We start from the raw sequence: 18,909 nt of genomic DNA, 5'->3' as shown, positions 1-18,909 counted from the left end.
GACGTGTCCCGGGCGCAATCGTGGATCGCCCTTCTCGGCGCCGATTCTGTTCGGTTTCGTCGCCGAGCGTCGTCACGCGGTGTTGAGCGCATCGAGGCAGCTCAGACCGTTTGGCAGCGCGTGAGTAGCTCCATGTACGTGATTTGGAGACGCGACCTGCTCGCGTCGACGTGGCGCTCACCGCGCGCAGTTGGCAAGCAAGAGGTCTACGGAGCTGGCGTCCGGGAGGGCTCTTCCGTGGCGTCTGCCTCGAGGGAAGCTGAGGCAGCATTAGTGGTCTGCCCCTCACTGGTAGGCGCATCGGCCATGGCAACGCTGTCCTGGTGGCGGATGCCGGAGAGCTCACGTAGTACATCTTCGATGATGTCGGCGAACTCCAGGGCGCCGGCGTCTCGGAGCGCTTCGCCCAGCCGTTTCGGCGCAGGTCTACCGACATTGGCGTGGCGCTGTTCCATCTGAGTCCAGTACTCAACCTGCCGCCTCGTGACCGCTGCAACGGCTTGGGGGTCGTTCTCCGCGACGAGGGTGAACAGCTCATCGGGGGTGTAGAGATCGAAAGGCAGGCTTTCGGCGACCGGTGCGAAGTCCTTCATGTTGTCGGTGACGAGGATCTTCACCTGGGCGTGCGTCGCGGCGTGAACGACGTGCCAGTCCTTCTCGTCGGGCATGCCCTCAATCTCGCCGCCAGGCCAATCGTCGATGATGTCGTGGAGGGCGCCCTCGATTGATTTGCCGATCTGGCGGATGACACCGCCGTCGGCCGCGGGAATCTGCTCGCGAAGGTTCGCCAGTGCCTCGATGACGCAGTCCTGCGAGGAGACAACAGCGAACCTGTTGCATTCCTGGGCCAGCATGAGGGTCCAATCCCGCAGCGTCTTGCTGTAGAGCACGTTCGCATCGACGAAGACCAAATCCATATGCATGAGAATAGCCCCCGGCGTTGACACGCCGGGGGCCCGGGATACTCAGTCGCGACCTCGACGAGTGGATCAGTCGAGGTCGAGATCCATGTCGATCTGTCGTAGCTCTTCGAAAGCCTTCCGGCGAGCATCGTCGCGTTGCTCTCTCAGGGCGAGGACATCGTGGGCATTGAGCCTGTGGTGACTGCCCACCTTGGTCGAGGGCAGCTCTTTCGACTCGATGAGCTTCATGAGGGTGGGGCGCGAGACGCCGAGGATTCCTGCCGCGGTCGACGTCGTGAGCTCTTCAGGAAGAGCGCGCATCGACACGTTTCCTTGGGTCATGCCCTTGAGCGCAAAGATCAGCGCATCGGAGAGTTCCTTGGGAAGCGGTATCGCTTCACCGTCCTCGAGCTGTAGGGAGAGGCTGACCGGCTTACGGTCGTGTGCCTCGGCGACGACTGCGCGGGCTTCTGCTTGGACCTTCTCGTCGAACACGAGTTGCTCGTCGGATGCGCCGGAGCGTGCGAGAAGTGTGACGTTCATGGTGTGCTCTCTGGCTACTTATGGCTACTTATGGCTACTTATGGCTACTTTATGGTTGCTGAGTGAGTTGCGCTTGTATCTGCAAACTCGTCCTGAGCCGAAGATACGACGTTGCAGATATAAATGCAACCCTACGAGGCGGTGACTGCGAATCGTCTGGATAGCATGGCCCTGAATCTGGTCAAGATACGGGTCGACCGGCTGCGTTACCCGTGCGCAATGAGGGATCCGCATGTGGGCGCTGTACGAATGCGGTTGCGGGTCAATGCCGCTTGTTCTCAGTGCAGTCCGACGCTGAGTAGGTCTGCGTGAGCGTCACGTGTCACACCTATGCGAGCCGCGCCGCTCGCCGTGGTTACGAGACTGCAGTTGCGTCCCGCTCGGCGCGCTCTGCCTTCTTGCGTTTGTTCCGCTTCACGCCCTTGTAGATCAGCACGCCGCCAACGACCCCAACCACCGTCACAGTGACGCCGATGAGCATCTTCTGACCGTTGGTCAGCCCCGCCTCAGTGCCCCCCTCGGAAGTATCCTCGGCGAACTTTTGGGCCTTCTCAGCCATCACGCCCGCCCAGTACTGCTCGGCCTCGAGCTTGTCTGCCGCTCGCTTGACCGCCTTCTCAGCTTTAATCGCGGCAGACACCTCCGCGATCTTCTCAGGGGTCGCACCGAGCTCGTCGATAACGCTCTCGTTCCAGCTATTCCAGCCCCAGTTGCGGTGTGCCCAGCCGCCGTAGCCGTTTTCCTTATCGATAGCGGCGCCGAACATTGCTCCCTTGTCGGTGATGCCGTACGCGCCCGGCTCACCATGGGTGAGCCCCTTCTCGAGCAGTAGGCGATTGACCACCTCTGCGGATGCATGAATCCTGTGACCGATTTCAGTTGCGGTAATTCCCATATGTGCGCCCTCCCCGTACGAGTGCAGAGAATTCATCATAGGGGCGGCGGCTCTCTAGGGCATGTGCCCGCCAACTCGCTCCTCAGCGGCTCAGGCCTGCATCCAGCGTCTTCCCGGGGGTGCCGGTCTCTAGACCGCGCACGGACTCACGTGCAGCCGCTGTCGCCCTCGCGAGCCCGCGATCGGCGCGATCTCGACCCATCGCGGCGGCGAATTGCGCACGCGCATCGTCTGCATCCGCCGCCACAAAGTGCACGCGGTTCACGGAGACCTGGCCGTGCGCGATTCGCGCATGTCGGCCCATGGTCGACATGGATGACATCCATGTCGACGCCGAGCGCGACGAGACCGTCGCGTTGCGCAGGTCAGCTCTTGTTCATTGGACGACACGCGTTCACAACCGATCGTCACGCATTCGGTGTTGCAGTCCTCCCGTCATCGTGCATTTCACCCTGCGGGCGTTACGTACACAACGCGCTCCAGGTTGGGGCTCGGACCGCTCCGCGCGTCGGAAAGGTAAGGTGAGGGATCCGCTCACGCGCGAGCGGGCTGGTCGCTCGGCGCGGTCCGCGACACCGATGTAGCGCGCATGCCGAGTCAGGCTCTGCCCGTGAGCGAGTTCGGACAGTGGCCTAGTGCGGACACGGTGCCATCTGCGTGTCGCGCGCGTAGAAGAGCGAGTTCCGAAAGAATTGGCCTGGGTGCTACTTACATCTCGGGCGCCTGTCCCGACTACACCGTGGAGAGAACATTCGATGGCTGATTCGGCTGGGTCGAGCGGGAAGTAGAAGCACTCGTGGATATTGGGCCGCTGTATCAGCAGCACAAGGACACGCTTCACCGCGTGGCCGCGTCGATTCTGCGTGAAGTTGGCCTGCAGGGTGAAAAGGACGACGTTGTGAGCGAAGCGATGCTTTCCGTCGCGAGCAACCCGCCCACGGAGGAAATCCGCAACTGGGAGGCGTTCCTCGTGCGAGTCGTGAAGAACAAGGCATACGACCGCATTCGCGCGGCAGAGGTCCGGCACTTTGGTCGCACACTGGATATGGACCACGACGACCACGCGGAGCTCGGCGATGACGCCATCGCAGATACCGATGAAAAACTAGACGGGGCTCGCGCTGGAGCACATATGTGGGACAGCATGGCCGTGCTCGACGAACGCGAACGTCAGGTCATCCGAGAGGTTATTCAGAACCAGAGACCACAGGGTGAAGTGGCAGACGAGCTCGGCGTGAGCCGCCCTCGAGTGAACCAGATTTTGAAGGCGGCGTTGCAGAAGCTTCGCGAAGAGCTTGAACGGAAGGGAGTGACCAGATGAATGAGGACGAGTTCGACCGGCTCCTCGCCGAACTGGTCGCTCACCCGAACGATCGACGCACACTGGTACGCGAATCGGGTGCGAACGCCGAGGAGATGGCACGCCTTGATGCCTTGATGTTCACCGCCGACGCGGCGTGGCTCGCAACGCAGGGGGCACCGCCACTGGATGAGGATCCAGTAGCTGCCTTGCTTGGGCTCGTCCCTGACAAGGAGTGCTCCTTGGACCCGCGGTCATTCGCGCGGGCCCGGCAACGCGCAAGGATCGCCCCGAGCGCGCTCGCGCAGCGGCTGAAGTTGCGCGGCTGGGACCATTCCACAGCGGATGTCGTCCGATGGCAGAGTTCGGCCACTGACGTTCCCCCAGCACTCGTGCAGGCAATCGCCGATGAGTTGGCGGTCGCAGTAGACGCGCTCATCCAACCGCTGGGTGCCGCGACAGATCGCTTCGAAGCGATTCGGGAAGCGCCGGCATTCAAGGACATCGTTGCGCGTTGGGCTCAGGTCAGGCACATCGCTTTCGCAGTCGCGCGGGCGGAGCTCGATAGCCGAATGGCAGCGACGGTCTACCGTGGACAAGTGCCTGACACCGACCAGGTCCTCAGTGCGCTGGACGCCCTCGTTCGAACAGTCGAAGACGAACGTGAACATTGACGACTGCGTTCGTCTGTCCGTAGAGGCAGTACCCGCAGACGTCCGTGCTGGTTTTCCTAGCAACCCCCTCGCAACCCTCACATCTCAGCTTGACCTCGTGGTCAGACCCGCCGCGGACCTGAGCCAGTCGCGCGAGGACGGCGGATTTTGCGATGGAATGTCCTTCTTGGACGACGGCGTTGTTCTGTACCGTCCTACAGGGAACCGGCGAGAAAACTTCACTCTCGCTCACGAGCTCGGACACTGGGTGGTCGCTCGACTCGACCCGGTGCTGGACTGGCTGGCTGACAACGACAGCGACGGCAGAGTGCTCGAGACGATCTGCGACCGGTTTGCAAGAGAGTTGCTGCTCCCGGCGCAGATCGCCGCGGAACTTGTCGGGCCCGGCCCGGTCCGCGCGCACCACATCCTCGACCTCTATGACACCACCCAGGCCAGCCACCCCGTTTGCATGATCGCCGTCGCCGAACGACTGCGCGGGATGGGTGCAATCGCTCTCATCGACCGGTTCACCGGCGAGGTCACCGATGCCAGCGTCCGCCCCGACCCGGACCGCGGATGGCCGGAAACGATCCCCTGGCGTGGCCAACGCCTTCCCGAAGGACACCACCTCCTCGGGTTGCCGGAGGGGACGACCCGCACGGAGCGCATCAGGTGGCGTGGGCGGTGGAGCGAGGAGGACTTCTACGTCGACGTTGTCGTCGCTCGCACGAAGATCGTGTGCGTCTTCGCGGACACCGACCTCTGGACACCGGGGACGGGCGCGCCGCTCATCGACCGTTCCTTCGACACTCGATTGCAACTGCGGGGCTATTGCTGCGGCACCGACTTCCAGGTGCGGGGATACCCCTGCCCCACATGTCGGAACCCTAACTGCCCCAAGTGCGGGCTCTGCAAGTGCGAACGGGCCGCCGCATCCGACCAACCATGCAACGAGTGCGGCCTGCTGTACAGCCCCGCCCTCCTCGCAGACGGCATCTGCGTCGACTGCCGCTGAGTCGCTTACACCTGACGGCGCTGCCTCGACTACACAGTGGAGGCACTCCTGAAGCCGCCTCCGGCGAGGAGGTGAGAGGCATGGCGAAGAACACCGGACGCGGTCATCGCACCGGCGCCGTACGTGGCCGGAGCGAGTTCCAGCACAACGGAAGCTGGTTCAAGCGGGACACCGCAACGGGTCGCATCATGAACGGCAGCCCCAAACAGCACAAGGGCGTACGCAACGAGAAGAACTGACCGGAGCGGCCGCGAACCCGCGGCCGCTCCCCTACAAAGAGAGCAGCACATGCAGAACCCCAGCGACCACTCAAACGGTCCCAAGAGTCCCGAGATCATCGTCAACGGCACCCCCTACGACGTGCCGGACGACATCGTCAGCTACGCGGAGGCGATCTCGCTGGCGTACCCCGAACCGCCAGCACCAGACACCCGCTTCACAGTGACGTTCTACAACGCGCACAAGCCGAAGGAAGGCACTCTCACCGCAGGCGGCACGGTCGAGGTGAAGAAGAAGGGCACCGTCTTCAATGTCAAGGCAACTATTAAGTCGTAGTGACGATCTGCGGCGCCTCGTCGACGGTGGCTTCGAGATTCAGTTCGTCTCGAACATGCTGACGATCGGCGTGCCCTATGTGAATACGGTCGGTCAGGTCGCACGGGGCCGCCTGATCACCACCCTCGAGTCCGCCGGCGACAGGACGGCGAACCCCGTCGGCGACCACACCGTCTTCTTCGTCGGCGCCACCAACGCCCCGGGGGACCTGCCCTGCGACAGCAGTGGTCAACCGCTCGCAGCTCTGATGCACCAACAGAGCGCTGTCGAACTGGGGTCAGACCTGGTCGCAAGCTGCGGTTTCTCCCACAAGCCGCCCGCCGGGTACGCCGACTATTACGAGAAGCTGACGACTTACGCGACTATTCTCCTCACCGAAGTTCACCGGCTGGACCCGAACGTCCGGGTGGAGACGTTCGCGCCGATGGCCAGCGAAGGTGACGAATCTGTTCATCGGTACTTTGACTCCGCTACCAGCCGGGCACGGATCGGCGCGGCCACCGACAAGACGCGAAACCAACGGATCGCCATCATCGGCCTCGGCGGCACGGGCTCCTACATCCTCGACGCGGTCATCAAGACTCACGTTGCCGAGATCCATCTGTTTGACGGTGACCGCTTTCACCCGCATAACGCGTTCCGCGCACCCGGTGCCACACCGCTGGAGCAGCTCCTGGAAGCCCCTTCCAAAGTCAGCCACCACCACCGCACGACCAGCGCCCTCCATAAGCATGTGATCCCGCACCCTGAGAACATCACGCCAGACAACGTCGCGCTGCTTCAGGAGTTCGATTTCGTCTTCATCGCCATCGACTCCGGCCCCCACAAGCGAGTGATCATCGATCACCTCATAGCCTTCGGCGTCTCCTTCGTGGACACGGGTATGGGCGTCGACCAGGTCGGAAGCTCACTCGGTGGCCTCATCCGCACCACGCGCATCAACCTTGCCCTCGACTCCATGGAGTGGGTGGACGCGAACCTCTCGTTCGCTGAAGGTGACGACATCTACGAGCAGAACATCCAGGTCGTCGAACTCAACATGCTCGGCGCTGCCCACGCCGTCATCGCCTGGAAGAAGGCTCTCGGCTTCTACCGCGACTACGGCGATGAGGTCAGCAGCACGTACACTCTCGACGGTAATCGGCTGATGAACGAGGCCCGTGTCGATGCGCACTGAGATCTTCGCGCCTGTGGTCCTGGAGTACATTCCCCGCACGCTCGAGCCGCACACTTTCTACATCAGCGAGGTTTACGGCACCACCGCGCACCTGTGTGCGTGCGGGTGCAGGACGAAAGTATTTCTCCCCCTGAGCCCCGCCGAGTGGCGCGTCAAGTTTGACGAAGCCGGCATTACGGTGCGGCCATCCGTGGGCAACTGGGAGTTTCCGTGCCGGTCTCACTACTTCATCACTCAAAACGCCGTTCAGTGGGCAGCCGCATGGGATCAGGTGCGCGTGGAAGACGGCCGACGCAAAGACGGCCATGACCTGGACAAGTACTTCGACGCGCGTAAGCGCCGCAAGTTCTGGCGACGGCTACGCGGCAGGCTTCTAGGCCGGTAAGTACTTACGGTCCGCGCTGACAAGGAGCGCCATCGAACCCTCACTCAGCACATCCAACCCAAGGCCCGGCGTGAGGCACGCCCTAGGTCCGAGCGCGGGCGACTGCCGTCCCGACAACGCCCGTGCAGTCCGTCGACGATCCTGGCCGGTCAGGGCCTGTTCACCCATTCATCGCCTCAGTCCAGTTTCTGACGCCGCGTTCGGCCCAGAGTCTCGCCCGAATCGTGGCCCCACCCATCGCTTCCGGTGGTGTAGCTCCTCAGAACCGGTGGCGAGTTCGCGCACGGCCTCGCGCGCGGCCGCCGTCGCATTCGCGAGCCCGCGATCGGCGCGGTCGCGTTCCATCGCGAGAACAAATTGCGCCCGCGCATCATCAGCATCCGCTGCCACCAGATGCAGACGGTTGAAGCCTCGCCCACGGGTCATCCCCACGTTGACGCTCGCCGTACCCATCCCATCGCCGACCACTGTGTGGGACTCTGTCGCTGTGGCTCCCTGCACCCCATATGCAGTCGCCGCGTACGCGAGATGCGTGTGCTCGGCGATGTACTCGGCCGGCAGCCGTACCGTGCGCTGATTGCCCGCGCTGGAATTCTCTGTGGCCCACACCGTGCCATCTTCCCCGACGCTCCGAACGACCCATACCTGCCGATTCGCGACCCGCACACCAGAGTCATTGCGTCGAGTTTGGATCACATCGCCGCGCCCGATGCTCAGCCCATCGCTCCCGATCGCCGTGCGGCTGTCATCGACATCGCCCGCACGCACCCGCTCCTCGCGAATCCGCGCATTCAGCTCGCGCGCCTCGTCGTTCGTCGCAACGGTCATCGCGCAACCCTCGCGCCACTCGCGCGCAAGCGCCTCGAGCTGCGCATCCGGGCTCTCGTGAATCTCAACGAGACTGAGCGCGCACAGCCGATCGAAGACCCCCTCCGCATGGTCCCCGCGCCGCATCTGCACGGTGAGCACGGCGTACTCGGGGTCGACGAATCGGTGCACCGTCATCATCTGATGCACGCGGGGGAGCAGTTGCGCGGCCATGTCGAGCACGCCGCCGCGACCGACGGCGGCGAGCTGCGCGCGGTCGCCGACGAGGGCGACGTTGGCGAGGCGCTCGTCGGCGATGGTCAGGAGCGCGAGCGCGGTGTCTTGGTCGAGCATGCCGGCCTCGTCGACGACGATCCGCTCGCCGAGGCTGAGCCGAGCGGATGCCGCGGGGCCGGCGTACGCGGCATCCGTGTCCGGGTCGCGGTCGCCAATGGCGAGTCGCGACCACACGCCATCGCGATTCCACCGCCACCCGTACTCGTGCACGAGCTTGGCGACGCTGTCGGCCGCAACCCCGAGCTCCTGGTGCGCAACGTCGGCTGCTTTCTTCGTCGGCGTGACCACACGGGTCTTGCGACCCAGCATTGCCGAGGCCTTGATCGCGGCGGCAAGCATCGTCGTCTTGCCCGCGCCGGCCGCACCCTCCACAACGACGAGCGATTGAGTGGATGCCACGGCCGAGGCCGCGCGCGCCTGTGCCGGGTCGAGTCGGAGCCGCTGTGCAATCCGCGACAGGTCCGGCGCGCGCACCTGCGGCTGCTCGGCCGGGGTCGTGAGCAGATTGCGCAGCCGAGTCTCGACGGCGATGACGTGCACGCTCGTCAGGTGCGCGACGTGCTCAGGACTCGGCCGATCGGGCGGCAGCACTGACAGGCAGTTCTCCTCGGCGAGCTCTGTGGCGAGCGTGACGAACTCCCGCAGCGGCGTCGAGTCGGACCGCACGCCGGCCTCGGTGACGAGGTGCGAAACGTGCTCCTGGATGTCGTGCACCGTCCACGTCGACGCGGCGGCCGCGCAGCGATCGAGCGCGCGGGACGCGACGTCCTGCATGCTCAGCTCATCGAGCGCGACGGACCGTTGCGCCCGCACGCGCTTGAGATCAGGTCGATAGCCGGATGCCTCGAGCTCGCGTCGCCACGCATCCTCGCTGCCGAGCTGGGTCGGCTTCTTGTGCGGTCGCTCGTGATCCCACGCCATCGCGGTTAGTCGCGACATCGCGGCTGGCCGGGGTTCCTGGCCCGGATGTGCCGCGCGCCAGTCCTTCTCGAAGTGTGCCAGGTTGCGCGCAACCTGCTCGGCACGCTTGCTCATCGCGGCGTTGAACCGCTGCAGTTCGGTGACTTCGGCTGTCACTGGATCGAGCGTGAGACCGCGCGCGTCGAGCGCGGCCGCGAGCCGCGGGTGCGCCGCGATCACGGCCGTGCCGAGCGCGCGAATCGCGCCTTGCTGTCGGAACAGGGCCGCCGTGTCGAGACCGCGCCACGCGGTATCCGCCCACACTCGAGTGCCGATCTGGAAGTGGATGTGCCGGTGCGGGTCGCCGGCCCGCGAGGTCTTGTGCGAGACCGCGACCGTCTCGAGATGCTCGACCGGCACCACCCGCTGCGCCCCGCGCGGGCCGACACGCGTGACCGAGTGCTGGCCGAGCCAGACGCGGATTTCGGCGGTGGCATCGCGCTGAGCCGCATCGAGGGCGACGGATACCTCGGGGTGCAGCGCCGCGGCGATCGAGAGCGACTTCGGTGCGTTGACGACCATTTCCGCGAACCGCGGGGAACCATGGCGCGCGTCGCCGGCCTGGCGGGGCGTCCCCATCGATTCGCCAGTGAGTGGGTTGATCCAGTCGACCCACTGCGCGTACTGACCGGGCGTGAGGGAGCCATCGCCGATCATGTCGCCGTTGCCGTCGACGACGGCGAACTCGGCCAGCGTCGTCCCGCCCTTGAGGTAGTAGTCGTCGGCCCGGGAGCGATCGGACTCGAGGTATCGGCGCGCGTCGGCCCCGGAACCCCGGTACAGGATCACTCCACCCTTCATCGCCTTCCTCCGAGTTGACTCAGGTTCTTGCAACTACCTACGGTAGCATACGTTCATTCAGGTTGGCGCTGATGGCGCCGGTGAAGTCGGACTGGGGCAGTAGTTGAGTTAATTGCGAGGAGCACTTCCGACGGCGTCCGGAGAGCGCCTGGGCTGCGTGAGCTGAAGTGTGGCACTTGGCCATTGATCGAATATCGCTGCACCGTCAGGCAAGATGATCGGCATGGAAGCAGGCTCCGGAATGTCGATGCGTGATGGCTTGAAGGAGCTGCTGCGGGAGCAGATCACTCAGAGCTACCTGGACTCGCCCGATTTCAACGGCGTCGACGCGACTCTGCTCGTCGGGGCGGCCAAAGACTTGCCCGTCGATGCCGAGGAACTGGTTGTGGAGCTCGTGACGGAGGGTGCCGCGTATGCGAACTTCGGGCACGAAATGACCAACCCGCACATCATGGGCTTTTCTCACCAGGGCGAGGAGGCAAACTACGCCGAGGTCATCAGGCGCGGTAGCGTGACCGGCGCGGTTCTGTATCCGACGAAGAAAACCCTCGCCGAGGTGGGAGCAGGTTCGCGCTATCCGAGAGCGCCGTACTCCGCATCGCTTGCACTCGTGGCGGGGCAACTCGACTCAGTCTTCTTCCAAGCCGAAGTCTTGGCGAAGTACCGGGAAGACCCGCGTTATGACTACACGCTCGACATCGGTGGCGAAATCCGCGCGCGCGAGGGCACACCCCTAGACACTTACCTCACGACCTTCAGCATCGGGTTTCACCCCGACCCGAAGGAGGACGAGATCGTTGTCGGAGTGCCCCTACGGTACCTGCATGATCTGTCGGCCAACGAGCAGTCGTACTGGAGGTCGTTCGAGCACGACCATCAAGACTGGGTTCTGCACCCCGACTGGGTTCGACCGCACCTCATGGGTGAGTTTCCCGAACGTCTGAGCCCCTACAGCGCGCTGTTAGAGGAGATGAAGCTCGTAAACGAGATCTGCGATGCGATCGGATGGCCTCGTCTTTACCGGAACCTCTATGCCCGAGCGAACCGCCCGACCGATTTCGGGTATCCAATCCGGCCGACAAAGCGTGAGCTGAACAACTTCATCGAGCAACTCAACAAGATGCTGATCGACAACATGCGCAACGAGTTCTTCGCTCGGGCGAGGGTGGATGCGACTGAGGAGCGTCGTGATGGCGAGGGCAACGTCTACAAGGCGCAGCGAGGGACAATCGCGATGCTCAAGGACTTCATGGAGGAGACAGTTCGGGTTGGTCCAGATGGGGCTGTCTCCCACGCAGATGCCACTCTTCGCCTGATTCGTAAGAAGCGCTCAGCGGTTGCTCACGACATCAAGGACAACGAGTACGATCCCGCCGTCTGGCGGGAACAGACGATGCTCGTGAAGGACGCCTATCGAACGGTTCTCACGATCCGCCAGTTGCTACAGTCCCACCCAAAGGCGGCGTCCATAAAGGTGCCGCGCCTGCTGGAAGAACAGGCTATATGGCCCTTCTGAGGCTCCGTGACCTCGGATTTGAGCTCATACTCAATGGCTGCCTCGCCGATAAGTCGGTTTCGCGTCGACTTCGACTCTCGCGCATGAACGACCGGACGGAGTCCGCTCATAAAGGTGAGGCTCGTCGAACCTCCGTCGCGACGACGTCATGTACGAGCTGCTCCAGCTCCCATAGAAAGTCAGGAGAGCCTGGTCGATCAGCGACGGTTCGGATCGCCCAAACGTACCAGGGCTTGGCCAACTGATCGGCGTTGTCGGGAAGGAATCGCCCGTAGTGCGCAGTGGCCGTGCGCCGTCCGTAGGCGGCTCGAATGAAGGTATACAGATCTCCTCCTGGCCAATCTCGCTGCGGAAGTGAGGACTGACGGACGAGTTCGAACACGCGTGGTGCGGCCTGAGACGTGGTCGCGCCGTCCGGCCACGGCGTCCCGTCGGGCAGTCGGACGGCTTGCTGGGATTCAATGCAGTTGATGGCAATGGTCTCAAGCACGCTCCAAAGCTTGAAGTAGCGCGAATCGGTATCACCGTCGCGCCGGGCGTCGAGGTACAGGCTGACATAGAGGGCGCTTTTGGGATCGGTATCGAGTGCTTCAGCCGTCGCTAGGAAATCGACTTGATTCTCCCCGGCAATCGGACCGCCGACGAGGTTTCCCCGGTACGGCATTCGGAATGTTCGCATCTTCGAGCTCATGGGGGGCCCTTCGCGTTCGATCACGATCATCACCAGGCGCGGGGCTGCGTGCCGTAGAAATGCAATTGCGCTCATGTAGCGCTCAGCGTCGGCCAGTGAGTTTCGCTCCGCGTCCGCCCAATCCGCTGCCCACACTTCGGGGAACTCGATCATGGCGAAGTCGTTCCGTCTCATGTTGGTACTCCAACCTTCGTGGTCGACTCGCGATGGCCAGCCGAGCGTCTCCAGCGCCTGGTTCACAGCGTCACGTAGATCGGATTCGTGAAGTGTCAGATCTAGCGCGTGAACCGATCCATGCTGAAAGTGGAGCGTTCGGGTGACGAGAAGGTTCTCGACGATGTACACAACTCGGTGACGCGCGAGCCCTTCCGCTTGTAGTCCCATCGGCTGCCGATAGCGGGAATCCCTTTTGTCGGTGATCTCGACATAGCGGGCCACTATCTCGTCACGACCGACGGGCTCTGGGGAGCCGAGAATGGACATGGCTACGGTCTCGAGACGTTCGATCTGCCCTTCCCCGCCAATTGCTGTCACCCACACGACAGTTTCTCGGTCGACCTCGATTCCGGGATGCGCCGCAGTGCCGCATCCGGTGCCGTCGAGCTCTACGGGGAGCGTCGAAAGCCACATGATCTCCGTGTCGTCCGCGCCATCGATGACAACCTGCACGACCTGGCCTGCCCATCGCACCGCTCCAACGATTCGTACATCAAACGGTTGCCCTGAAGTCAGGGCGACTGGTTCAATGTCCGCGCGGATATCGTTCGTCATGTCTCGTACCTTTCGCTGCATCTTCGAAACTTGCCGGCCCGCTGGAAGGGATTTAATTGGTCCTAGAGCGGGCGCTGGGCTTTCGGTCACTTCTGAAGCGTTGTCGCCCAGTGGGACACGGGCTCGTGGCTCTCGGGATGTTATCCAGCTCGGCCCCGGCGCCCCGGCGGCAGTAGGCCGCGTTCGCGCGCCTTCGTGATCCAACCCTGAGCGGTAGACAGGGCCACCCCATTGACCTGCGCCATCGTCGCGCTCGGGTTCGTATCGCCCTGCTGCGTGAGCCGGCCGTGCTGCAGCGCGACCAGCTCGTAGAAGTCGGCAACCTTCTTCGGGTCGCCGAGAGGCTTGAGCAGATCCCGTTCGCTGACCTTCCGCCCAGACGGCAGCACGATCTTGCCGCCTGTGATCGTCTCGGTGCGCTTCATCGCGAAGAGGCGCTTGTTGATCGAGGCCTCGATGCGAGCCGTCGGCAGCTCCCGGAGGAGCTGGCTCGTGATCGGGTCGCCCGGGCGCCACGGCAGGTAGATCACGCCGGTGATGCGGATCTCCTCGGGCACGGCGAAGAGTTGCCGCTGCAGGCGGATCATCACTCGTGTGTGCGTGGCCTCGTGCTCGAGGTAGCGCCAGCGGCCGCCGGCCGTCTCGTTCTGGCCGGAGTCAGCCGGCGAGCCCTGATCGTCGTAGCCGAGCACCTGATCGATCTGCGCGCTCGCGTCGTCGTTGCGCTCGCCGGGGAACCGGCTGGGCAGGTACCAACCTTCGGGCAGGTCATCCGCGACGAGCAGGCCGTCATAGGACTGGTCACCAGGGCGGGGCGTCGAGTCGGGCATGTGTCGAGTGTAACCACTCAACTCAGGTACTTGCCGGAACATGCGCATTGGTGGTAGTCTCAGATACTTGCAAATAGCCGCGCTTGCGCTGGCATGCACGAGATGCCAGCACGGCGGTGCAACAGCCGAAGGGGTGCATCATGGTCGACGTCGCGCTGAGGGTCGAGTATCTGAGCAGAGTCGAGGCAGCCGAGCGATGCCGCATCCCGGTCTCGAGCTTCGACAAGCTGCGCCATGACGGACTCATCCCCGAGCCCGACGCCCGCATGGGCAAGCACCTGCTCTGGAGCGCCGACACGATCGACGACCTGCTCGCCCGGGGCGGCACGGAGCACTGATGGCCGGGCGGCCGAACCGCGATACCCCGAGCCGTGTCGATCCGCGCACGGGTCGGCCGCTGCCCGAGGGCATCCGGTGGCGCGCCGATCGGCAGCGGTACCAGATCCGCGTCGTCGGCCCGAGTGTCGATGGGGGAGCGGCTGAGCGATCCCGCACGTTCCTGACGCTCGCCGAGGCCAAGCGCGAGCTCGCGAAGGCGGTGGCCGGTCGCAACCCGAACGGGTCGATGACCCTCGAGCAGTGGCACGAGAAGTACTGGCCGGCCATCACGTCATCCGTCCGCCCGGCGACCGGGCGCAGCTATGGCGTGGCCTGGCGGCTCCGGGTGAAGCCGAGCCTGGGCCGGCACCGGCTTGAAGACATCACCTCGCCGATGATCGAGTCGGCGATGGTCGCGTGGTCGGGCGGAGCATCCGCCAAGAACGACGCGCTCGCCGTGCTCTCGCGACTGCTCGACGGCGCGCGCCGCTCGCGGTTCATCGACTACAACCCGGCCCGCGAGGTCAAGCGGCCGAGCATGCGCGACTCGATCTCGCCGGTCTCGAGAGCGCTCACGCTCGAGCAGATCCAGACGCTACTCGACCTCGTTCCCGAGGGCGCCTACCGCGGGTACCTCGCGGCGCTCGTCTACACCGGCATGCGAGCGGGGGAGGCGACCGCACTGCGCGTCGGCGACGTCGACTTCGAGCGCGGCATCATCCGGGTCAGTCGATCGCTGAGCCCTGGCCAGCGCGGCGAGCTGATCGAGCAGTCGCCCAAGAGCCACAAGTCCCGGGACGTCCCGCTGATCGACGCGTTGCGCCCATATGCCGAAAAAGCGGCGAGAGGCAAGCAATCGAACGACCTGCTCTTCGCCGGACCCGACGGCGGTCGGCTCACGAATCACAACGCACGCCGCGGCGCCGACTGGGAGACGCTTCGCGAGGCGATCGGCCGACCCGACCTGCGCATCCACGACCTCCGGCACACGTTCGCGACGATTCTGTTCGATGCCGGCGCCAGCGCACCCGACGTGCAGGCGACACTCGGGCACTCGAGCCTGCAGGTCACCGAGCGGTACTCGCGCGCCCGCGAGGGTGTCGCACTCCGTGCCGGCGCAGCCCTGAACGACGCGCTCAAGGGCGCAGCCGGCGAACCACCGAAACGAACCAGGCGGCGGGCCCCGGCCGACCTTAATGGCACATTAATGGCACAGCCTCGCGAGCGCCCCGACGGAATTGCCCGTTGAAACAAGAAAACCCCCGGTTACCCGGGGGTTTTGATGGTGGCTCCGACCGGCATCGATCCGGTGACCTTTCGATTTTCAGTCGAACGCTCTACCAACTGAGCTACAGAGCCTCGAGGTGAAACACCTCGAATAAGGAGAAAGCCCCTTCTCTCGTAAGGGAAAGGGCTTGTCGCCTGAGCGACCCTGACGGGACTTGAACCCGCGACCTCCGCCGTGACAGGGCGGCACGCTAACCAACTGCGCTACAGGGCCTCGATAGATGCTTGCGCACCCGAGTTTTCAATTGTACTTGACTTGACCTTCGTGGAGTGACCCCAACGGGATTCGAACCCGTGCTGCCGCCGTGAAAGGGCGGTGTCCTAGGCCACTAAACGATGGGGCCGGAGGTCTTGCCTGGGGCATGACCGCCGAGAAGCAAGCATACGGGTCGATTCGCAGAATGGCAAAACGAGGCGATCCGAGGGTTCGGGCGCCGGTCGCGGCATCCGCCACACGCCCCGGAATTGCCCGAATCGCCGCGGGAACCCTGCCTAGGGTGAGCGTGCCACCCTGCATGGAAGATCGAGGAGCAACGGGCTGAGCACGCCTGCACGGAGACTCATGACACGCACCACCACCACCCGCACTTCGCAGACCAGGACCCGACGCGTCGTCGCGTCGATCGCGGTGATCGCCGCGACCCTGGCGGGGGTGGTGCTGCAGCCGGTCTCGAGCCCGCAGGCGGCGTTCGCGGCCGACTATCCGACGTGGGACGAGCTCCAGGCCGCGAAGGCCAATACCGAGGCGGGCGCCGCCGCGGTGAAGGAGGTCACCGCGCTCATCGGCCAGCTCGAGGACAACGTGGCCGCCACCCGTGCGGAGGCCGAACGGCGCACCGACGAGCTCCTGGCCGCTCAGCAGGCCTTCGACGACGCGGTGCTCCGCGCCGACCAGATCCAGGCGCAGGCCGATGCCGCCGCCGCCGAAGCCGCCGCCGCCGAGGAGAACGCGGGGCAGGTCGCGGCGCAGCTCTACCGCTCGGGAACGGCGGACGTGGGCGTGAGCCTCTTCCTCGATTCGGGTGACTCCGCCGCGACGGAGGCGCTGCTCGGCAAGCTCGGCAGCATGGAGAAGATGGTCGAGCGCACCGCGGCCATCTACGACGAGGCGAACGAGAAGGCGAACGCGGCCACGTCGCTCGCCGGTCAGGCCGACGTCGCGAGGGCCGAGCGCGAGAAGCTCCGCATCGCAGCGGAAGAGGCGCTCATCGCCGCTCAGGAGGCGCAGGCCGCTGCCGAAGCCGCGCTCGCCGAGTCCCAGGCGAAGAAGATCGAGCTCGAGCAGCAGCTGAAGTTCCTGAAGGACACCGAGGCGAAGACGAGCGCCGCCTACGAGGAGGGCGAGCGGAAGCGCAAGGAAGAGGAGGAGCGCCGCCGCAAGGAGGAGGAGCGCCGCCGGCAGGAGGCCCTGAGCCAGGGCAGCCCCGGCACGGTGGCCGGCTCGGGATGGGCACTGCCTGCCGGCGGCTACATCTCCGGCAACTTCGGCCCGCGCGCCTCGATCTGCACCTCGGGCGGCTGCTCGAACAGCTTCCACTACGCCGTCGACCTCGCCACCGGATGCGACGCGCCGATCTTCGCGGCCAACAGTGGCGTCGTCCGGTACGCCGGGTGGTCGGGCACGTACGGCAACTACGTGCAGATCGACCACGGCGGCGGCGTCTGGACCGGGTACGCGCACATCCGCGAGGGCGGCACGTTCGTCGGCACCGGCCAGTGGGTCGAGTCGGGGCAGAACATCGCGGCCAGCGGCACGACCGGCGCCTCCACGGGCTGCCACCTTCACTACGAGGTGTACATCGGGGGTGGACGCATCGACCCCATCCCCTTCATGGCGGAACGGGGAGTGAACCTTGGTTGACAATCGAACGCGCCCGATTTCGCGCGTGAAGCCGGCGACCGTGTTCTCCACGGTCGCGGTGGGCGCCGTCGCGGCATCCGTCGCCGCCGCGGGCGGACCCGCCATGGCCGATCCCGACTACCCGTCGTGGAGCGAGATCGAACAGGCGAAGCAGAACGAGCAGACCAAGCAGGCCGAGATCGATCGCGTCGGCGCCCTGCTGGTCGGCCTGCAGACGGCAGCGGATGCCGCGGCCGAGGCTTCGATGCGCGCCGATGAGGCGTGGCGCGTGGCCATCGACGAGCGCGACCGGGCGGCCGAGCGCGAGGAGCGGCTCGGCAAGCAGGCGGACGAGGCCGACGCCGTCGCCGAGATCTCGAAGATGCGCGCCGGGCTGCTCGCCGCGCACCTCGCGAAGACGGCGGGCGCCGACCTGTCGGCCGAGCTCGTGTTCTCGAGCGAGGACGCGACCGCGCTGCTGCAGCAGCTCGGCATGGCCGATCGCCTCGGCGCGCAGGCGAACGAGGTGTACGAGCAGGCGACGGTCGACCGCAACACGGCCGAGTCGCTGCGAGCCCAGGCAGCGGATGCCGCCGCGGAGCGCGAGCGTCTCGCGGCCCTCGCCGAGACGCGAGCGGATGAGGCCACGGCCGCCGCCGATGCGGCGAGTGCCGCCGTCGCGAGCCAGCAGCAGCGCTCCGAGGAGCTGTACGCCCAGCTCGCGAGCCTGCAGGGCACGACGGCGAAGCTCGAGCGCGATCGCGCGGAGGGCCAGGCCCGGGAGGCGGCGGAGGCCGCGGCCGCGGCACGTGCAGCTGCCGAAGCGGCCGCCGCCGCGGCGGCCGCGGAGGCGGCGGCGGAAGCGGCCGAGGAGGCTGCCGGCGGTTCGGGCGGCGACTCGGGCGGCTCGGGTGGTTCGGACGGCGGCGGCGGCGGCTGGGCCCCGGCGCCCCCTCCGCCCCCGGCACCTGCGCCGCCGAACGCGGGCGCGGTCGAGTCCGCCATCTGGTTCGCGAGCCAGCAGCTCGGCGAGCCGTACGTGCTCGGCGGCTCGGGCCCCGGTGTCTGGGACTGCTCGGGGCTGACCAGGGAGGCCTACGGCTACGCCGGCATCGGCATCGGCACCCACTCGGCGACGAACCAGTACTACACGCTCGCCGGGCAGGGCAAGGCGGTGCCGCTCTCGGACATCCAGCGCGGAGACCTGCTGTTCTGGGGTGGTGGCGGCGACTACTACCACGTGGCGATCTACCTCGGCGGCGGCCGCATCCTCGAGGCGCCCCGCGAGGGCGTGCCCGTGCGCGAGTACTTCATCTGGGGCTCACCGGCCGCGGCGGCCCGCCCCGCCGCCTGAGCCCCACAG

18 protein-coding genes and 3 tRNA genes are annotated in these 18,909 nt (G+C 65.5%); 12 read left to right on the top strand and 9 right to left on the bottom strand.

The window, feature by feature from the left end:
- Positions 1–206: 206 nt before the first annotated feature.
- From GQQ95_RS09790 to GQQ95_RS09780, 3 genes are all read right to left on the bottom strand, one after another.
- A complete protein-coding gene (locus tag GQQ95_RS09790) occupies positions 207–917 on the bottom strand; it encodes a PIN domain-containing protein (protein WP_170297034.1) in 711 nt (236 codons plus the stop codon).
- Between the two features lie 72 nt (positions 918–989).
- Positions 990–1,445 (bottom strand): helix-turn-helix domain-containing protein, encoded by a 456-nt coding sequence (locus GQQ95_RS09785; protein ID WP_157427488.1) that lies wholly within the window; start codon positions 1,443–1,445, stop codon positions 990–992.
- Positions 1,446–1,800: 355 nt separating this feature from the next.
- Positions 1,801–2,340 carry a hypothetical protein gene (locus GQQ95_RS09780; protein WP_157427487.1) on the bottom strand — a complete coding sequence of 180 codons (540 nt, stop codon included), beginning with the start codon at positions 2,338–2,340 and terminating at the stop codon, positions 1,801–1,803.
- 796 nt (positions 2,341–3,136) lie between these two features.
- Between GQQ95_RS09780 and GQQ95_RS09775 the strand changes: the two genes are divergently transcribed.
- The 7 genes from GQQ95_RS09775 to GQQ95_RS09750 all read left to right on the top strand — a co-directional run bounded on the left by GQQ95_RS09775 (position 3,137) and on the right by GQQ95_RS09750 (position 7,428).
- Positions 3,137–3,661: a sigma-70 family RNA polymerase sigma factor gene (locus GQQ95_RS09775; protein ID WP_157427486.1), complete on the top strand. Its 525-nt coding sequence runs from the start codon at positions 3,137–3,139 to the stop codon at positions 3,659–3,661.
- Entirely contained in the window at positions 3,658–4,314 is a 657-nt protein-coding gene (locus GQQ95_RS09770; protein WP_157427485.1) for a hypothetical protein, read from the top strand. The genes GQQ95_RS09775 and GQQ95_RS09770 overlap by 4 nt, the downstream gene beginning before the upstream one ends.
- Positions 4,304–5,311 (top strand): ImmA/IrrE family metallo-endopeptidase, encoded by a 1,008-nt coding sequence (locus tag GQQ95_RS09765; RefSeq protein WP_157427484.1) that lies wholly within the window; start codon positions 4,304–4,306, stop codon positions 5,309–5,311. Before GQQ95_RS09770 ends, GQQ95_RS09765 begins: the two co-directional genes overlap by 11 nt.
- An 80-nt stretch (positions 5,312–5,391) precedes the next feature.
- Positions 5,392–5,550 (top strand): hypothetical protein, encoded by a 159-nt coding sequence (locus GQQ95_RS19335; protein ID WP_164863623.1) that lies wholly within the window; start codon positions 5,392–5,394, stop codon positions 5,548–5,550.
- Between the two features lie 49 nt (positions 5,551–5,599).
- The gene (locus tag GQQ95_RS09760; RefSeq protein WP_157427483.1) at positions 5,600–5,866 is read left to right on the top strand and encodes a multiubiquitin domain-containing protein; all 267 of its coding nucleotides are present in this window, start codon (positions 5,600–5,602) and stop codon (positions 5,864–5,866) included.
- Complete coding sequence (locus GQQ95_RS09755) at positions 5,841–7,043, top strand: ThiF family adenylyltransferase (protein ID WP_157427482.1); 1,203 nt, start codon at positions 5,841–5,843, stop codon at positions 7,041–7,043. The genes GQQ95_RS09760 and GQQ95_RS09755 overlap by 26 nt, the downstream gene beginning before the upstream one ends.
- Positions 7,033–7,428 carry a ubiquitination-like system serine protease family protein gene (locus GQQ95_RS09750; RefSeq protein WP_157427481.1) on the top strand — a complete coding sequence of 132 codons (396 nt, stop codon included), beginning with the start codon at positions 7,033–7,035 and terminating at the stop codon, positions 7,426–7,428. The genes GQQ95_RS09755 and GQQ95_RS09750 overlap by 11 nt, the downstream gene beginning before the upstream one ends.
- A 168-nt stretch (positions 7,429–7,596) precedes the next feature.
- Here the strand turns inward: GQQ95_RS09750 and mobF are convergent, their stop codons facing one another.
- Entirely contained in the window at positions 7,597–10,281 is a 2,685-nt protein-coding gene (gene mobF / locus GQQ95_RS09745; RefSeq protein WP_246205359.1) for a MobF family relaxase, read from the bottom strand.
- A gap of 226 nt (positions 10,282–10,507) precedes the next feature.
- Between mobF and GQQ95_RS09740 the strand changes: the two genes are divergently transcribed.
- Positions 10,508–11,809, top strand: coding sequence for a hypothetical protein (locus tag GQQ95_RS09740; RefSeq protein ID WP_157427479.1), 1,302 nt, complete (start codon positions 10,508–10,510; stop codon positions 11,807–11,809).
- A gap of 106 nt (positions 11,810–11,915) precedes the next feature.
- Here GQQ95_RS09740 and GQQ95_RS09735 read toward each other — a convergent pair whose 3' ends face one another.
- Positions 11,916–13,271 (bottom strand): hypothetical protein, encoded by a 1,356-nt coding sequence (locus GQQ95_RS09735; protein ID WP_157427478.1) that lies wholly within the window; start codon positions 13,269–13,271, stop codon positions 11,916–11,918.
- A gap of 140 nt (positions 13,272–13,411) precedes the next feature.
- Positions 13,412–14,149: a hypothetical protein gene (locus GQQ95_RS09730; protein ID WP_157427477.1), complete on the bottom strand. Its 738-nt coding sequence runs from the start codon at positions 14,147–14,149 to the stop codon at positions 13,412–13,414.
- Between the two features lie 92 nt (positions 14,150–14,241).
- On the opposite strand from GQQ95_RS09730, the gene GQQ95_RS09725 reads away from it, so the two are divergent.
- Positions 14,242–14,439: a hypothetical protein gene (locus GQQ95_RS09725; RefSeq protein ID WP_022888509.1), complete on the top strand. Its 198-nt coding sequence runs from the start codon at positions 14,242–14,244 to the stop codon at positions 14,437–14,439.
- A complete protein-coding gene (locus tag GQQ95_RS09720) occupies positions 14,439–15,668 on the top strand; it encodes a tyrosine-type recombinase/integrase (RefSeq protein ID WP_157427476.1) in 1,230 nt (409 codons plus the stop codon). Before GQQ95_RS09725 ends, GQQ95_RS09720 begins: the two co-directional genes overlap by 1 nt.
- A 34-nt stretch (positions 15,669–15,702) precedes the next feature.
- On the opposite strand, the gene GQQ95_RS09715 is transcribed toward GQQ95_RS09720, so the two are convergent.
- The 3 genes from GQQ95_RS09715 to GQQ95_RS09705 all read right to left on the bottom strand — a co-directional run bounded on the left by GQQ95_RS09715 (position 15,703) and on the right by GQQ95_RS09705 (position 16,050).
- Positions 15,703–15,778 (bottom strand) — tRNA-Phe (locus GQQ95_RS09715).
- A gap of 68 nt (positions 15,779–15,846) precedes the next feature.
- Positions 15,847–15,920, bottom strand: a tRNA-Asp gene (locus tag GQQ95_RS09710).
- A 57-nt stretch (positions 15,921–15,977) separates the two neighbouring features.
- A tRNA-Glu gene (locus tag GQQ95_RS09705) sits at positions 15,978–16,050 on the bottom strand.
- Positions 16,051–16,268: 218 nt separating this feature from the next.
- Here GQQ95_RS09705 and GQQ95_RS09700 point away from each other — a divergent pair.
- Positions 16,269–17,567 (top strand): M23 family metallopeptidase, encoded by a 1,299-nt coding sequence (locus GQQ95_RS09700; RefSeq protein ID WP_157427475.1) that lies wholly within the window; start codon positions 16,269–16,271, stop codon positions 17,565–17,567.
- 25 nt (positions 17,568–17,592) lie between these two features.
- Positions 17,593–18,900 (top strand): C40 family peptidase, encoded by a 1,308-nt coding sequence (locus GQQ95_RS09695; RefSeq protein ID WP_157427474.1) that lies wholly within the window; start codon positions 17,593–17,595, stop codon positions 18,898–18,900.
- Positions 18,901–18,909 lie beyond the last annotated feature (9 nt).

It is taken from the genome of Agromyces salentinus, from assembly GCF_009749395.1.
Classification (GTDB): Bacteria; Actinomycetota; Actinomycetes; order Actinomycetales; family Microbacteriaceae; genus Agromyces; species Agromyces salentinus.
This window is presented reverse-complemented; position numbering and strand designations above follow the sequence as displayed.